Annotated in this window: 12 protein-coding genes; 8 read left to right on the forward strand and 4 right to left on the reverse strand. The window is 72.3% G+C overall.

What is annotated here, in order from left to right:
* The first annotated feature begins 19 nt into the window (after window positions 1-19).
* A complete protein-coding gene (locus AC3CH1_RS25470) occupies window positions 20-2512 on the forward strand; it encodes a ComEC/Rec2 family competence protein (RefSeq protein WP_488465046.1) in 2493 nt (830 codons plus the stop codon).
* 11 nt (window positions 2513-2523) lie between these two features.
* Here the strand turns inward: AC3CH1_RS25470 and AC3CH1_RS25475 are convergent, their stop codons facing one another.
* Window positions 2524-2982 (reverse strand): pyridoxamine 5'-phosphate oxidase family protein, encoded by a 459-nt coding sequence (locus AC3CH1_RS25475; RefSeq protein WP_488465047.1) that lies wholly within the window; start codon window positions 2980-2982, stop codon window positions 2524-2526.
* Window positions 2983-3115: 133 nt separating this feature from the next.
* On the opposite strand from AC3CH1_RS25475, the gene AC3CH1_RS25480 reads away from it, so the two are divergent.
* Complete coding sequence (locus tag AC3CH1_RS25480; RefSeq protein ID WP_488465048.1) at window positions 3116-3991, forward strand: arylamine N-acetyltransferase family protein; 876 nt, start codon at window positions 3116-3118, stop codon at window positions 3989-3991.
* A gap of 348 nt (window positions 3992-4339) precedes the next feature.
* Window positions 4340-5221 (forward strand): YceI family protein, encoded by an 882-nt coding sequence (locus AC3CH1_RS25485; protein ID WP_488466735.1) that lies wholly within the window; start codon window positions 4340-4342, stop codon window positions 5219-5221.
* A gap of 39 nt (window positions 5222-5260) precedes the next feature.
* On the opposite strand, the gene AC3CH1_RS25490 is transcribed toward AC3CH1_RS25485, so the two are convergent.
* Window positions 5261-5506, reverse strand: coding sequence for a hypothetical protein (locus AC3CH1_RS25490; protein ID WP_032791316.1), 246 nt, complete (start codon window positions 5504-5506; stop codon window positions 5261-5263).
* A 137-nt stretch (window positions 5507-5643) separates the two neighbouring features.
* Here AC3CH1_RS25490 and holA point away from each other — a divergent pair, with 137 nt between their 5' ends.
* Window positions 5644-6630, forward strand: a complete 987-nt coding sequence (gene holA / locus AC3CH1_RS25495) for a DNA polymerase III subunit delta (protein WP_488465049.1) — start codon at window positions 5644-5646, stop codon at window positions 6628-6630.
* 574 nt (window positions 6631-7204) lie between these two features.
* Here the strand turns inward: holA and rpsT are convergent.
* Window positions 7205-7471, reverse strand: a complete 267-nt coding sequence (gene rpsT, locus AC3CH1_RS25500) for a 30S ribosomal protein S20 (RefSeq protein ID WP_018961227.1) — start codon at window positions 7469-7471, stop codon at window positions 7205-7207.
* 216 nt (window positions 7472-7687) lie between these two features.
* On the opposite strand from rpsT, the gene lepA reads away from it, so the two are divergent.
* Both lepA and AC3CH1_RS25510 read left to right on the forward strand, forming a co-directional pair.
* A complete protein-coding gene (gene lepA, locus AC3CH1_RS25505) occupies window positions 7688-9562 on the forward strand; it encodes a translation elongation factor 4 (protein WP_488465050.1) in 1875 nt (624 codons plus the stop codon).
* A 278-nt stretch (window positions 9563-9840) separates the two neighbouring features.
* Complete coding sequence (locus AC3CH1_RS25510; protein ID WP_488465051.1) at window positions 9841-11730, forward strand: AMP-dependent synthetase/ligase; 1890 nt, start codon at window positions 9841-9843, stop codon at window positions 11728-11730.
* 293 nt (window positions 11731-12023) lie between these two features.
* On the opposite strand, the gene AC3CH1_RS25515 is transcribed toward AC3CH1_RS25510, so the two are convergent.
* Window positions 12024-13220 carry an MFS transporter gene (locus AC3CH1_RS25515; protein ID WP_488465052.1) on the reverse strand — a complete coding sequence of 399 codons (1197 nt, stop codon included), beginning with the start codon at window positions 13218-13220 and terminating at the stop codon, window positions 12024-12026.
* 204 nt (window positions 13221-13424) lie between these two features.
* On the opposite strand from AC3CH1_RS25515, the gene AC3CH1_RS25520 reads away from it, so the two are divergent.
* Complete coding sequence (locus tag AC3CH1_RS25520) at window positions 13425-13907, forward strand: DedA family protein (RefSeq protein ID WP_488465053.1); 483 nt, start codon at window positions 13425-13427, stop codon at window positions 13905-13907.
* A gap of 214 nt (window positions 13908-14121) precedes the next feature.
* Window positions 14122-16164 (forward strand): SpoIIE family protein phosphatase, encoded by a 2043-nt coding sequence (locus AC3CH1_RS25525; RefSeq protein ID WP_488465054.1) that lies wholly within the window; start codon window positions 14122-14124, stop codon window positions 16162-16164.
* Window positions 16165-16231: the final 67 nt, after the last annotated feature.

Below are 16231 nucleotides of genomic sequence, written 5' to 3' on the forward strand. Positions count from 1 at the left end.
TACGCCGCCTGTTCCGGGTATGTCGGGTGTTCCGGGTACGCCGGGTGAATCGGGTGCGTCGGGCGGGGCCGGGGCGCGAGGGGGCGGGCCCGTGGACCTGCGGCTCGTTCCGCCCGCCCTGGCGGTCTGGGCGGCTGCGGCGTCGACGCTGGGGCTGCCGGGGCGGTGGGTGGCCGTCGTGGCCGCAGCCTGCCTGATTCCGGCGGTCGTTCTGCTGGTGGTGGCCTCGCGCACCTCGCGGGAGGGGCGGCCCGCCGGACGGTCCCGGGCCGTCGCCGCCGGGGGAGCCGTCCTGCTGTGCGCGGCGGCGGGCGCGGCCGTGGCCGGACTCCACGGGGCCGATGTCCGGCGCGGTCCCGTCCCCGGGCTGGCGGAGGAGTACGCGCGGATCGACGCCGACGTACGGGTGACCTCGGATCCCCGGACGACCCGCCCGGCGGTCCGGGGCAACCACAGCGCCCCGGCCCTTCTCCTGATCGACGCCGAGGTCATGGAGGCGCGGACGCCGGACGGCTCGGGCACCCGGGTCCGGACACCGGTGCTGCTCATGGTCGACGCGGGCGACCACCGGGCGGACTGGCAGAAACTGCTGCCGTCCACCCGGCTCCGGCTCGGCGGCAGGCTCTCGCCCCCCGCCCATGAGGGCGAACGCCTGGCGGCGGTCGTCCGGGTGGACGACGAGGGGGCGCCTCGGATCATCGATCCGCCGACGCGGATCCAGCGCATGGCCGGGGACCTGCGCGCCGGATTGCGGGAGGCGACGGACGATCTGGACGCGGACGCCCGTGCGCTGTTGCCGGGGCTGGTGGTCGGTGACACATCCCGGGTCCCGCCCGAACTCCACGACGCCTTCAAAGCGACTGATCTGACGCACCTCTTGAGCGTGTCCGGGGCCAACCTCTCGATCCTGCTCTTCCTCCTCGTCGGGCCGCCGGGCTCGGCGCTGAGCGCGGAACGGCGCGGCCTGGCACCGATGTTGGGCCTCTCCCTGCGCGGGACCGCGTTGATCGGCGGCGGGCTGACCCTCGCGTTCATCGTCGTGTGCCGTCCGGAACCGAGCGTGCTCCGCGCGGCAGCCTGCGGTCTCATCACACTCCTCGCGATCGGAACAGGCCGTCGGAGGTCCCTGATCCCCGCGCTGGCGGGAGCTGTCGTCCTCCTGGTGCTCTACGATCCCTGGCTCGCCCGGAGTTACGGCTTCCTGCTGTCGGTGCTCGCCACCGGTGCGCTGCTGACCCTCGCGCCACGGTGGAGCGCCGCCCTGCGGGCGCGGCGGGTGGCGGGGAGGCTCGCCGAGGTGCTGGCCGCGGCGGCGGCCGCGCAAGCCGTGTGCGCACCCGTGGTGGTGGTCCTGGCCTCACGGGTCAGCCTGGTGGCGGTCCCGTGCAACCTGCTGGCGGAGTTCGCGGTGGCGCCGGCGACGGTGCTCGGGTTCGCGGCCCTGGCCGTCGCCCCGGCCTCCCCGCCGGTGGCCGAACTGCTGGCCGGGGTCGCCGGCTGGCCGGTCGCGTGGATCGCCACGGTCGCCCGCACGGGGGCGGGACTCCCCGGAGCGGAGGCCCAGTGGCTCGGAGGGTGGTCCGGCGCGGCGCTGCTGGCCGGCCTCACGGTGCTGGCCGTGTTCCTGGCGCCGAGGCTGGCCCGGCGCCCGTGGATCTGCGCGGCCACCGGGCTGCTCCTCGTGCTGGCGGTGCTGAGGCCGGTTCCGCTGACCCGCGTCATGACCGGATGGCCGCCACCCGACTGGGCGTTCGCGCTCTGCGACGTGGGGCAGGGCGACGCGATGGTCCTCATGGCGGGGGAGGACACGGGGGTGGTCGTCGACGCCGGACCCGACCCTCGTGCGGTCGACCGGTGTCTGCGCGACCTCGCGGTGACCCGTGTCCCCCTCGTGGTCCTCACCCACTTCCACGCCGACCATGTGCGCGGGCTGCCTGGCGTGCTCCGGGGCAGGGCGGTGGGCGCGATCCAGACGACGAGCCTCGAAGAGCCGCCGGAGCAGGCCGCGTTCGTACGGCGGACAGCGGCCGCGGCGCGGGTCCCGACGATGCGGGCCGTGGCCGGTGAGCACCGCCGGGCGGGCCCGGTCGACTGGCGGGTCCTCTGGCCGCGCCAAGAGCCCGGGGGAGCGGGGGCGCTGGTCGGGGAGCCGAACGACTCCAGCGTCACGCTGCGCGTACGGGCGGCGGGCGGGCTGACGCTGCTGCTCCTCGGGGACCTCGAACCCCCGGCCCAACGGGAGTTGCTGCGGGGCCGGGAGGCCGCGGGTCCCGTGGACGTCCTCAAGGTGGCCCACCACGGCTCGGCGTTCCAGGACACCGGGCTGCTCCACAGCGTACGGCCGAGGCTGGCGCTCATCTCCTGCGGCGCGGACAACCCGTACGGACACCCCTCGGCCCATACGGTGGGCGCCCTCAGGGCGGCCGGGGCCCGGGTCCTGCGCACCGACACCGACGGCCCGATCGCGGTGTCGGGCACGGGTAAGGCGCTGCGTGCGGTGGGCCGGTCATGACATCGCGCGGGTCAGACCAGCCATGCTCCGGCGAGCATCAGGTCGCGGTCGGCCAGTTCGTTCACCTCGCGCCAGGCGCGCACGGTGTGGGGGGTGATGTGCAGAAAGACCCAGACGGGGGTGCGCGGGTCCCATCGGAGCTTCGCGGCGAAGGCTTCCCTCGCCGCAGGGGGAAGGTCGGCCCCCTCCAGGATCCTCGCCCCGCCCTCGATCAGCACCACGTCGCGCGTGGGGCCGAGGGTGATGCGGATCGGGCCCTCGGGAGTCACGTTGACGGCGGTGGGATTGGTCCGCCGGGTGGCCATGACCAGGGTGCCGGTGTCGTCGTCCCAGAGGAACGACAGCGGGACCAGAGTGGGAACGCCGTCCGCGGAGGCTGTCGCCACCCACGCGTCCTCGTCCTGTCGCAGACGGTCCAGGGTGTCCTGCTTGCGCTGCTCCCGGCTGCGTGCGGGATCGTGTGCGGTCATGCCCGTCAGGCTAGACCGCGATCACCGTGGCCCGCCTCGGGCAACGGGCCTCGGTCAGGAGTCCTAGGCCCTGTCGTGGGCCCTGTCGTGGGACCGGTGGTCCGTGGGGCGGGAGCGGGCGCAGACTGGGGCGATGACCTCGCACACACCCACGACGTCCGGCGCCTCCGTCCCGGGACCCGACCAGGGCGACGACGGCGTCACCCCCGCTGCCGTCGACGCCTATCTCACCCGGATCGGCGCGGACCGTCCGGCGCGGGCCGACATCGAAGCGCTGCGCGACCTGCAGCACCGGCATCTGCTCGCCGTGCCCTTCGAGAACCTCTCGGTCCATCTCGGCGAGGACATCGTGCTGGAGGAACGGGCGCTCATGGCCAAGGTGACCGGCGGTCGCGGGGGATTCTGCTACGAACTGAACGGCGCGTTCGGGGCGTTGCTGCGTGCCCTCGGCTTCCGGGTGACCCTCCTCCAGGCCCGGGTCTTCGGCGACGGCGGCCGCCTGGGCATTCCGTACGACCACATGGCGCTGCGGGTGGAGACCGAGGACGGTACGGGGCCCTGGCTGGCGGATGTCGGGTTCGGAGACAACGCGCTGTGGCCGCTGGCGCTCGACGACCGGGCGGAGCAGGAGGATCCCCGGGGCGTGTTCCGGCTCCGTCAGGCGCCGCAGGGGGATCTGGATCTGCTGCGCGGAGGCTCACGGCAGTTCCGGCTCGACCTGAGGCCGCGGACGCTGCCGGAGTTCCGGGGAGGGGCCTGGTACCACCGAACCTCGCCGGACTCGCACTTCACCCGGTCCCTGGTGTGCTCCCGGTACACGGAGACCGGGAGGGTGACGCTGAGCGGGCGGAACCTGGTCACCACGGTCGGCGGGGATCAGCACCGTACGGAACTGGCCACGGACGAGGAGGTGCTCGCCGCCTACCGGGACCACTTCGGGGTGCGGCTCTCCCGGGTCCCCCAGCTCCGGGAGACGGTCGCGGCGCCGGGGCCTGCCACCGGCCGGTGACACGCGAAACGCCACGGGCGGATGCCACGGACGGACGGCACGGACGGACGGCATGGACGGGTGCCGAGGGCGAACGCGGCGGGCGACTGACGCACACCGGCGGAACTTGTCATTCGGGCCTTCGGCGACACCTGTGTGCCGCTCGACGCAGCTCATCGCACTTCGCCATACGTCCGTACACCTCATTACACCTTGTGGCAGCTCCGTACAAGACCCTCCGAGGTCCTCCGTTTGCCTCGAACGCCGCAATAGTGATCGAATACGTATTCGTCGGCGGGCCGCTGATCCGACAAAGATGTCCACAGGTCAGGGGCCCGAAGCGTGCAGCGCCCCTGGGGGTACGTAGAGATGTTCGGCCGTTGGCTGGGAAACAGAGGCCGGGCGGGTGGGCGCGGTGGGTCTTTCGCCGGATTCCAGGTGCCCCGTACCGCGGGCGTGCTCAACTGCCGGGTGCTGGACCCGGTCAACGAACCGGTTCGGCAGGCCGAGTTCGTCGTGACCGACAGCGCGGGCCGCAAGGTGATCGGCGGGGAGACGGACCCCTTCGGCAGTGTTCTCACCACGGTCCCGGCGGGCGACTACCGGCTGGCGATCACGGCCGAGGGCTTCACCCCGTTCCACGGAGCGGTGACGGTGACCGAGGGCGCGCACGCCACGCTGGGCGATGTGACCCTCCAGGTGGCGCAGCCGCCGCAGCTGCCCGACCCCGGCGACTGGGACATCGAGCCGAACCACTCGCAGATCGGTTTCACCGCCCGGCACATCGGGCTGGCGCGCATCCACGGCAGGTTCAACACCTTCGCCGGGGCGGTCCGGATCGCCGACCGCATGGAGGACTCCGCCATGCACGTGATCATCGACGCGGCCTCGATCGACACCAATGTGCAGATGCGCGACGACCACCTGCGCTCCGGCGACTTCCTCGACGTCGGCCGCTACCCGACGCTGGAGTTCTACAGCGAGCGCTTCGTCCACCGGGGCGGCAGCCGGTGGGGTGTCACCGGGGCGCTGACCCTGCACGGCGTCAGCCGTACCGTGACGCTGGACACCCAGTACCTCGGGATCGGCAACGGCCCGGAGGGCGAGACGCGCGCCGCATGCCGGGCCACCACCGAACTGCACCGTGAGGACTTCACCCTCACCTGGCAGACCATGCTGGCACGCGGGATCGCCGTGGTGGGGCCGAGCATCGTGATCGACCTGGACATCCAGATCGTGCCCAAGGGCTGAGCGCGCCGGACCGTCGCCGAGGGCCGATCCGGCCGGGCGTCACGGCTTTTCCAGCCAGCCTTCGTACTCCTCCGCGAACGCGTCGAGCGCGGCCGGGTCCAGGCGTCCGGCCGCGTCCTCCACGACCACCAGCCACTGGGCGTCCTCGGCGTCGTCCTCGCCGGCCAGCGCGTCCCGTACGAGCTGAGGCTCCTCGGCGACCCCGAAGCGGTCCGCCAGCTCTCCGGCCACCTCCTCCGCGGCGTCGCGGTCGGGCAGCACCAGTACATGTCTCACATCGCTCACCCGGCCATTCTCCGGTACGGGCGTTCGCGCCCCGCGCACCGGCCTCGCGCCCGGCCCCGCGCACCGACAGCCGGGGCCCGCGCACCGACAGCCCGGGCCGTCCGGGCTGTCAGTAGGGCGTGGGATGCTGGAGCGCGATGGCCACCAGGAAGAACTCCACCGACGATCCGCTCGCGCCCCTCACCCTCGCCGTGGGCCAGGAGGACCTCCTCCTGGACCGTGCGGTGCAGCAGGTGGTGGCGGCCGCCCGCGCTGCCGACGCCGACACGGACGTACGTGATCTGGCGTCCGACCAGTTGCAGCCCGGCACGCTCGCCGAGCTCACCAGCCCCTCGCTCTTCGCCGAGCGCAAGGTCGTGATCGTGCGCAACGCGCAGGACCTCTCGGCCGACACGATCAAGGACGTCAAGGCGTATCTCGGCGCGCCGGTCGAGGAGATCACGCTCGTCCTCCTGCACGCGGGCGGCGCCAAGGGCAAGGGGCTGCTGGACGCGGCGCGCAAGGCCGGGGCGCGGGAGGTCGCCTGCCCGAAGACCACCAAGCCCGCCGAGCGGCTCTCCTTCGTACGGTCGGAGTTCCGGGCGCACGGGCGGTCCGCTACGCCGGAGGCCTGCCAGGCGCTGGTCGACTCCATCGGCAGCGATCTGCGGGAGCTGGCGAGTGCGGTGTCCCAGCTGATCGCGGACGTCGAGGGCACGATCGACGAGGCGGTCGTCGGGCGCTATTACACCGGGCGGGCGGAAGCCTCGTCGTTCACCGTCGCCGACCGGGCGGTGGAGGGGCGCGCGGCGGAGGCGCTGGAGGCACTGCGGTGGTCGCTGTCGACCGGGGTCCCGCCTGTCCTGATCACCAGTGCGTTGGCGCAGGGGGTACGGGCGATCGGGAAGCTGTCCTCGGCCCGGGGCGGCCGGCCGGCCGATCTGGCCCGGGAGCTGGGTATGCCGCCGTGGAAGATCGACCGGGTGCGGCAACAGATGCGGGGGTGGACGCCGGACGGGGTCGCTTCGGCCCTGCGGGCCGTGGCTGCGGCTGACGCGGGGGTGAAGGGCGGGGGGGACGATCCCGAGTACGCCCTGGAGAAGGCCGTCGTCGCCGTTGCGCGGGCCGCGCGGGCTGGGCGGTAGGCCTCTCGGGGTGGGGTGTGGGCGGTTCGCCGCGGGTTCGCTGCGGCGTGCGGGGCCTTGTGAGTACCGGTTCTGTCCTCAAGCGCCGGACGGGCTGGGTGTGCCGCGGCTTCGTGCTGGGAGGGTGCGGGCTCTCGTGTGAGCGCCGGTTCTGTCCTCAAGCGCCGGACGGGCTGGGTGTGCCTCGGCTTCGTGCTGGGAGGGTGCGGGCTCTTGTGTGAGTACCGGTTCTGTCCTCAAGCGCCGGACGGGCTGGGTGTGCCTCGGCTTCGTGCTGGGAGGGTGCGGGCTCTTGTGTGAGTACCGGTTCCGTCCTCAAACGCCGGACGGGCTGGTTGTGCCCCGGCGCGCTGGATGTGCCCCGGGCCGGCGCTGGATGTCGTCCCACGTGCGGAAGCCCCGGCCACCGATCTGGGGAGATCGCGGGCCGGGGCTTCCGGGTCACACTCTGGGTGCGCCGCACCCGCGTGGCGAACGCAGGTTCGGTGTGCGGCGCGGGGTGCCGGTCAGGGGCGGGAGAGAGGGCCCGTCTGGTCCGTTCCGGCGGTCACATCAGTGAGCTTCGGGAAGAAGCTCAGGCCTGCAGGGCGGCAACCTTGGACGCCAGCGCCGACTTCTTGTTGGCGGCGGCGTTCTTGTGGATGACACCCTTCGAGACAGCCTTGTCGAGCTGACGGGAAGCGTCGCGGACGGCCGTGGTGGCCTTCTCGACGTCACCGGCAACGGCGGCCTCGCGGGCCTTGCGGATCGCGGTCTTGAGCGACGACTTGACGGCCTTGTTGCGCAGGCGCGCCTTCTCGTTGGTCTTGTTCCGCTTGATCTGGGACTTGATGTTCGCCACGAATAGAGCCTTTTCAGGTTCGTTGGATCTTCCAGGTGAGCCGCGCCGCTCGTGAGAGCCACGAGGCACAGCTGTCCACGGTAGCAGTCACCCTCCGACCGGCCCAAACCGGTCGCTGTCCCGCAGCCGTGGGACGATGGAGCCTACGTATCGATCCGACCGACCCGACATCGACCCGAGACACGGCGTTCGGCGTCTCAAGAATCAGGACCCTGCGTGCCCGCGACTCCTTCCAACGTGCCCGAGCCGAGCCGTACCGACCCGGCGCTGATCCGCAATTTCTGCATCATCGCGCACATCGACCACGGCAAGTCGACCCTCGCCGACCGGATGCTTCAGCTGACCGGAGTGGTCGACCAGCGGCAGATGCGTGCTCAGTACCTCGACCGGATGGACATCGAGCGCGAGCGCGGCATTACCATCAAGTCCCAGGCGGTCCGGCTGCCCTGGGCCCCCAACACGGGTGAGGACCTGGGCACCACCCATGTCCTCAACATGATCGACACCCCGGGCCACGTGGACTTCACCTACGAGGTCTCCCGTTCGCTCGCGGCCTGCGAGGGCACGGTCCTGCTGGTCGACGCCGCGCAGGGCATCGAGGCCCAGACGCTGGCCAACCTCTATCTCGCGATGGAGAACGACCTCACCATCGTCCCCGTGCTCAACAAGATCGACCTCCCCGCCGCGCAGCCGGAGAAGTTCTCCGAGGAGCTGGCCAACCTCATCGGCTGCCAGCCCGAGGACGTGCTCAAGGTCTCCGCGAAGACCGGCGTCGGCGTGGACGCGCTGCTCGACCGGGTCGTGCGCGACGTGCCGGCCCCGGTCGGCGTCGCGGACGCCCCCGCCCGCGCGATGATCTTCGACTCGGTCTACGACGCGTACCGCGGTGTCGTCACCTATGTCCGTGTCATCGACGGGCAGCTCAACAAGCGCGAGCGCATCCGCATGATGTCGACCGGCGCCACCCACGAGCTGCTGGAGATCGGGGTGTCGTCCCCCGAGATGACCCCGGCCGACGGCATCGGCGTGGGCGAGGTCGGCTACATCATCACCGGGGTGAAGGACGTCCGGCAGTCCAAGGTCGGTGACACGATCACCTCACTGCACAACGGGGCGACCGAGGCGCTGGGCGGCTACAAGGAGCCCAAGCCGATGGTGTTCTCGGGGCTGTATCCGCTGGACGGCTCGGACTACCCGGACCTGCGCGAGGCGCTGGACAAGCTCCAGCTCAACGACGCCGCCCTGGTCTACGAGCCGGAGACCTCCGCCGCGCTCGGCTTCGGCTTCCGCGTCGGCTTCCTCGGCCTGCTCCACCTGGACGTGGTCCGGGAGCGGCTGGAGCGCGAGTTCGGCCTCGACCTGATCGCCACCGCCCCCAACGTGGTCTACCGCGTCGAGATGGAGGACGGCACCGAGCACGTCGTCACCAACCCGAGCGAGTTCCCCGAGGGCAAGATCGACAAGGTGCACGAGCCGGTCGTCCGCGCCACGGTGCTGGCCCCGAGCGAGTTCATCGGCGCGATCATGGAGCTGTGCCAGAACCGGCGCGGCACCCTGCTCGGCATGGACTACCTCTCCGAGGACCGGGTCGAGATCCGCTACACCCTGCCGCTCGCGGAGATCGTCTTCGACTTCTTCGACCAGCTGAAGTCCAAGACCCGGGGTTACGCCTCCCTCGACTACGAGCCCACCGGCGAGCAGTCGGCCCAGCTCGTCAAGGTCGACATCCTGCTGCACGGCGACAAGGTGGACGCGTTCTCCGCGGTCACCCACAAGGACAAGGCGTACGCGTACGGCGTACGGCTCGTCGCCAAGCTGCAGAAGCTCATCCCCCGGCAGAACTTCGAGGTGCCGATCCAGGCGGCCATCGGCGCCCGGGTCATCGCCCGGGAGACCGTCCGCGCCATCCGCAAGGACGTCCTCGCCAAGTGCTACGGCGGTGACATCTCCCGTAAGCGGAAGCTGCTGGAGAAGCAGAAGGAGGGCAAGAAGCGGATGAAGATGGTCGGCAACGTGGAGGTTCCGCAGGACGCCTTCATCTCCGTCCTGTCGACCGACGAGTCCGCGGGTGAGAGCAAGGGCAAGAAGTAGTCCGCTCTCCCAGGGCCCTCATGCCGCAGCAGTACCGGCGTGGGGGCCCTTTCGTTATGAAAGCTGCGGTCCGTTGCCTCTTACGTGGCGGACACGCGCGCTCTACTCTGATCACGACTCGATGGTTACTGGTCAGTTAAACAAGCCCGACCAAGCAGGTTGCGCAGAAGCACGGGAGCAGTAGGCAGTAGGCGGTGGGCAGTGGGCAGTGGGACCACGGCAGCCGTCGCCGTATCAAAGAAGCCGGTCGTAGCAATGCCGCAGGCCCGGAGGACGTCGTGAGCGACACACAGACCTTGATCGATAACCGGCCGCCCTCCGTGGCGGCCCTCTTCATCGACCGCGTGGCGGCGACCCCGGACGGGGAGGCGTACCGCTATCCGGTGCCGTCGGCCTCGGGCTCGGGTCCCGACGACTGGAAGTCGCTGAGCTGGGGCCAGGCCTCGGAGCGGGTCTACGCGATCGCCGCCGGGCTGATCGCCCTCGGCGTGCGGCCGGAGGAGCGGGTCGCCCTGTCCTCGGCCACCCGGGTGGACTGGATTCTCATCGACCTCGGGGTGATGTGCGCGGGCGCCGCGACGACCACCATCTACCCGTCCACGAACGCCGAGGAGTCCGCCTTCATCCTGGCCGACTCCGAGAGCCGGATCCTCATCGCGGAGAACGCCGAGCAGCTGGCCAAGGCGCGGGAGAGCCGCGCGGACCTGCCGAACCTCGCTCATGTCGTGGTCATCGACCCGGCCGGCGTCGAGCCCGCCGATGACGACCCCGAGGGCTGGATCATCACCCTCGCCGAGCTGGAGGCCCAGGGCGAGGAGCTCCTCGTCAAGACCCCGGACGCGGTCACCGAGCGGGTCGCCGCGATCACCCCCGACCAGCTCGCCACGCTCATCTACACCTCGGGCACCACGGGCCGCCCCAAGGGCGTACGGCTGCCGCACGACAACTGGTCGTACATGGCCAAGGCCACCGTCTCGACCGGGCTGATCACCGCCGACGACGTGCAGTACCTCTGGCTGCCGCTGGCCCACGTCTTCGGCAAGGTCCTCACCTCCGGCCAGATCGAGGTCGGCCACGTCACGGCCGTCGACGGCCGAATCGACAAGATCATCGAGAACCTGCCGGTCGTCCAGCCGACCTACATGGCCGCCGTGCCCCGGATCTTCGAGAAGGTCTACAACGGGGTCGCCTCCAAGGCCCGCGCGGGCGGCGGAGCCAAGTACAAGATTTTCCAGTGGGCCGCCGGAGTCGCCCGCGAATACGCCAAGGTCTCCCAGGACAACTTCCGCCGCACCGGCAAGGCGTCCGTCCCCTTCGTGCTCGGCGCCAAGCACAAGGTCGCCGACGTCCTCGTCTTCTCCAAGATCCGTGCGGCCTTCGGCGGACGGCTGCGCGCCTGCGTCTCCGGTTCCGCCGCCCTCGCCCCGGACATCGGCTACTTCTTCGCGGGCGCCGGCGTCCACGTCCTGGAGGGCTACGGCCTCACCGAGACCAGCGCCGCCTCCTTCGTCAACCCGGGCGAGGCCTACCGCACCGGCACCGTCGGCAAGCCGCTCCCCGGCACCGAGGTGCGCATCGCCGACGACGGCGAGATCCTGCTGCGCGGCCCCGGTGTCATGGAGGGCTACCACAACCTGCCCGACAAGACCGCGGAGGTCCTGGAGTCGGACGGCTGGATCCACACCGGGGACATCGGCGAGCTGTCGGTCGACGGCTACCTGCGCATCACCGACCGCAAGAAGGACCTGATCAAGACGTCCGGCGGCAAGTACGTCGCCCCGGCGGAGGTCGAGGGCCAGTTCAAGGCGGTCTGCCCGTTCGTCTCCAACATCCTGGTGCACGGCGCGGACCGTAACTTCTGCACCGCGCTCATCGCGCTCGACGGCCCCACCCTCCTGGGCTGGGCCGCCGAGAACGGCCTGGAGGGCAAGTCGTACGCGGAGGTCGTCGCCGCCCCGCAGACCGTCGAGCTGATCGACGGGTACGTCAAGCGCCTCAACGAGGGCCTCCAGCGCTGGCAGACCATCAAGAAGTTCCGCCTCCTGCCGCGCGACCTGGACGTCGAGCACGGCGAGCTGACCCCCAGCCTCAAGCTGAAGCGGCCGGTCGTCGAGCGGGAGTACCGGGGGCTCATCGACGAGATGTACGCGGGCTCGCGCGAGGCCTGAGCGACAGGGCCCGGGCGCGGGCCCCTCATGGCGGCCGTCCGGACACCTGAGGTGTCCGGACGGCCCGTTCCGGACGGCCCGTTCCGGACGGCCCGTTCCGGCCGGGAGTGGCGCATCGCGGAAGTCACGGCGCGCGTCGCGCCGGTCGCACGCTGCCGTGGTCGAGGTCAGCCGCGCCTGCTTCACTCACGCCGACCTCGCGGGGTCCGCGCAGGTCCGCCGCGTTCAGCCGCGCCGACCTCGCGGGTCCGCGCCCGCTTCAGCCGCGCCGACCTCGCAGGTCCGCGCCCGCTTCAGCCGCGCCGACCTCGCAGGACCCTGGCGAGCACCACCACCAGCAGCCCGGCGCAGGGGATCACCAGCAGGCCGGTGCGCAGGCTGGTCGCGTCGGCGACGTAGCCGACGACCGGCGGGGACAGCAGGAAGCCCAGGCGCATGAGCCAGGAGACGATCGTCAGACCCGATCCGGGTTTGAGGCCGGGCAGGGCGTCGGCTTCGTGCATCGCCGCGGGCACCAGCGTCGCCACCCCGAATCCGGCCAGGGCGAAGCCCAGGATGGTTCCGGGCAGGGTCGGCACCGCCAGGGCGAGTCCCATGCCGACCGCGGTGATCAGGCCGCCGGCCCGGGCCACGGCACGCTGACCGAAGCGGTCGACGAGGCGGTCCCCGATGATGCGCCCGATGAACTGGGCGCCCACCAGGGCAATGAAGCCCCAGGCGGCGAGCGCCGAGGAGGTGTGCAGGGAGTCCTGCAGGTAGAGGGCGGCCCAGGAGTTTCCCGCGTCCTCGACGAGCGCGCCGGCCGTGGCGATCAGGACGAGCGCCGCCAGCACGTACCCGACGCGCGAGGAGCCGGCCGCCCCCTGGGCGCTCGGCCGTTCCGGACCGGTCTCCTCCGGCTCGTTGTCCGGGCCGGGCAGGCAGAAGCGCCGTGCGGTCACGGCGGCGAGAACGAGGACGATCGCCGAGATCGTGAGGTGCACGCCGAGCGACAGGCCCAGCGACATCGCTCCGGCGGCCATCAGCCCTCCGCTGACGGCGCCGATGGACCAGATCGCGTGGAACGAGTTCAGGATGGAGCGCCCGTAGAGCCGCTGCACGCGTAGACCGTGCGCGTTCTGCGCGACATCCGTCAGTGCGTCCATGGCTCCGGCCAGGAACAACGCGCCCGCGAACAGCGCGGGCGACGGGGCGAGGCCGGCGGCCAGGATCCCCATCGCCGTCAGCAGGGTGCCGACGACCGCGACCTGCGCCGAGCCCGCGCGTCGGATGAGCACCCCAGCCGCGAGGCCGGCCGCGATGGCGCCCGCCGGGAACGCGGCGACCGCCAGTCCATAGGCGCCGTTGCCGATCGCCAGATCATCCTTGATCTGCGGATACCTCGGCAGCAGGTTGGCGAACACGGCCCCGTTGGTGAAGAACAGGACGGCTACGGCGGTCCGCGCGTTCCGCCCGGCGCGGAGAGGACGTGCCTCGATGTCGACGGTCATGCGGAGGACCCTAACCCCGGAGCGTACGAACGTACACTCTTCGGGGCGATAAATCCCGACCGAGTGGTAAGTATTTCACCCGGCCGACGGCGGCCACCGCCCCGCGTCCGCCGGGTGTGCGTTCGGTTAGGCTGGCCTTCCTTGGTGGGCCCGGGTGGTGACGGAGAACGCGGGCTTCGGGCCCGCGCGCGAGGTGGGGGCAGTGTGGAGAGGATCGCGCTCGCGGCCGGGGCCCTGTACGTCATCGTCCTGCTCCGCGCCGGAGGGACGTTCGCCGTCGGGTGGCTCGCGGGAGCCGGCGCCCGGCGCGGCAGGTTCGCGGGGCTGACCTCTTCGGCGAAGTTCCGGCGCGCCGAGCGCGCCATCCAGCGGTGGGGCGCGCCGGTGGTCGCCGTCTCCTTCCTGACGGTCGGGTTCCAGACCGCCGTCAACTTCCTCGCGGGCAGCATGCGCATGCCGTTGCCGCGCTACCTCCCCGCGCTGTTCGTGGGCGGAGCGGCCTGGGCGCTGATCTACGCGACCGCGGGGCTCGGCGTGCTGGAGGTGCTGGGGAGGCTCTTCGCCGAGCGGACGGTCCTCGGGGTGTCCGCCGTGGCGGCGCTCCTCCTCGCGGTGTGCGGGGTGGTGGTGTACCGCAGAAGGAGGGCGGCCCCGTCCTCCGGCGACACCGCTGCCGACGCACCGTGAATCCGGTCGGCGAAGGGGTTCCATGACCTCGATCGACCTCGATCCGGCGCCCACCTGCGACCTCACCGCCCGGCTCACAGCCCTCGCGGTGACGCGTTTCCCGAAGCGTTGCGTTCGAATCCGCTCGATTTTCTGTCCACTTTGGTAACTCGGTGCTTATGGATGCGGCCGGTCTGTCACTCTGTCGGTGTCGTCGGACCGTAGGAGCCGCACCGTGGCGCCCATCCCCTCGCAGCGGGACACCGTGCAGCGTCCCGGCACCACCCGTGCCGGGCTCGCGCACGGCCCGCGCCTGGCCAGCCGCACCAGCCTGCCCGGCATCCCGCTCGCCCCGTCCGCCGCCCGCCGGTTCGTGCGGGCCGCGCTCGCGGAGTGGACCGGGATCGGGGTGCCCGCGGCCGTGGGCTTCAGCGACCGGCTGGCCGACGACGCCGTGACCGTCACCAACGAGCTGGTCACCAACGCCGTGGTGCACGCCGGGACCACCGTCGACCTGGTGCTCAGGCTGGAGGAGGAGGGCGGCGACGAGCCGTCCGCCGCCCTCGTCCTGGAGGTCACCGACCACCACCCGGCCCGCCCGGTGAGCGGCGACGAGCCCGGCGCGGGACCCGGACCGGCCGGGGTGAGCCCCGGGGAGCTGCCTGATCCCGCGGAGTACGGCCGTGGCCTCCAGCTCGTCGCCACCCTCGCCGACTCCTGGGGCATCACCTACCGCACCGGCCTCAAGACCGTCTGGGCCCGCCTCCCCGTCGACGACTGGAGCGCCCCGCCCGCCCCGCCCGACGGGGAGGCCCTCAGGCGCGGCCTGCGCGCCGCCGAGATCCTCGCGCCCGTCGCCAGGCGCACCGAGCGCGACGACGCCGTCTGGGACAGCCGGGGCGCCCCGGCCTTCCTCGCCGAGGCCTCCGACCTGCTCGCCGGGCAGCTCGACGAGGACCTGGTGGCGGCCATAGCCGGCCAGCTCCTGGTGCCCCGGCTGGCGGACTGGTGCGCGATCTGGCTGGAGGCCGAGGGCGGGGGACCGGCCGCCGAACCCCGGCTCGCCCGCGTCTGGCACAGCGACGAGACCGGCACCGAGCCCCTGCGCGCCGTCCTGGAGCGGGAGCCCTTCCGCCTCCCGGCAGGCGTCGGCTCCGGTCCTGTCCCCGTCCCCGTGCCCTGGCCCGCCCACCCCGTCGAGAAGGCCCGGGTGGAGGCCGCGGAGGGCCGGGTGGAGGCCGCGGGGGACGGGGAGGGCCGGGAGGGCCGCGAGGACCGGCAGGCCGCTCCCGCGCCGCCCCCGCACCCCGGCGGCCGCGACGGGGCCGCGCTCGCCTTCCGCATCACCGCCGGCGGCCGGGCGCTCGGCACCGTCCTCGTCGGCCGCGAGGGCGTCGCCCAGGTGCCGGAGGCCGTCGGCTCGCTGATCGAGGACTTCGTCCGCCGCCTCGGCCTCGCCGTAGGCGCGGCTCGCGCCTACACCCGCCAGGCCACCATCAGCCGGATCCTCCAGCGCGGCCTGCTCCCCAGCAAGGTCGCCGAGATCCCCGGCGTCACCAGCGCCCTCGTCTACGAACCGAGCGACGACTGGGTGGTCGGCGGTGACTTCTACGACATCTTCGCCTGCCCGGGCGACCGCTGGTGCTTCGTCCTCGGCGACGTCCAGGGCAGCGGCCCCGAGGCCGCCGTCGTCACCGGCCTCGCCCGCCCCTGGCTGCGGCTGCTCTCCCGGGAGGGCTTCGGCGTCGGGGAGGTCCTGGACCGGCTGAACCGGCTGCTCCTCGACGACGCCATGGAGGCAGCCGAGGCCGCCGCCCTGATGGTCGCCGCCGCCGGGGGCCAGCAGCTCCACGACGGCACCCAGTCACGGTTCCTCTCCCTGCTGTACGGGGAGGTCGTGCCGCTCCCCGACGGCGGGGTCCGCTGCACGGTGGCCAGCGCCGGGCACCCGCTGCCGCTGCTGCTGCGCCCCGACGGCTCCGTACGGCCGGCCGCCGAGCCCCAGGTGCTGCTCGGGGTCGTCGAGGACGTGGCGTACGAGAGCCAGGGCTTCGACCTCGCGCCCGGGGACACCCTGCTCTGCGTCACGGACGGGGTGACCGAGCGCCGGTCGGGCCCGCTGATGTTCGACGACGGGGACGGGCTGGCCCGGGTGCTGGCCGGGTGCGCCGGGCTGCCCGCCGAGGCGACGGCCGAGCGCATCCGGCGGGCCGTCCACGAGTTCGCCGAGCAGCCCCCGGACGACGACGTGGCCCTGTTGGTCCTGCACGCGGACTGACCCGCACGCGGACTGACCTGCCCGCGGGCTGGAAGGGCCCGCACACGGACTGACCGGGCCGACGCGC

The sequence above is a fragment of the Streptomyces sp. MGP-P1 genome (assembly GCF_057766565.1).

What these genes read in the sequence shown, in the direction of transcription:
- AC3CH1_RS25470 (WP_488465046.1), top strand. Translation starts at nt 20, where the DNA reads ATGTCGGGTGTTCCGGGTACGCCGGGTGAATCGGGTGCGTCGGGCGGG.
- AC3CH1_RS25475 (WP_488465047.1), bottom strand. Translation starts at nt 2,982, where the DNA reads ATGACCGCACACGATCCCGCACGCAGCCGGGAGCAGCGCAAGCAGGAC.
- AC3CH1_RS25480 (WP_488465048.1), top strand. Translation starts at nt 3,116, where the DNA reads ATGACCTCGCACACACCCACGACGTCCGGCGCCTCCGTCCCGGGACCC.
- AC3CH1_RS25485 (WP_488466735.1), top strand. Translation starts at nt 4,340, where the DNA reads ATGTTCGGCCGTTGGCTGGGAAACAGAGGCCGGGCGGGTGGGCGCGGT.
- holA (WP_488465049.1), top strand. Translation starts at nt 5,644, where the DNA reads ATGGCCACCAGGAAGAACTCCACCGACGATCCGCTCGCGCCCCTCACC.
- AC3CH1_RS25515 (WP_488465052.1), bottom strand. Translation starts at nt 13,220, where the DNA reads ATGACCGTCGACATCGAGGCACGTCCTCTCCGCGCCGGGCGGAACGCG.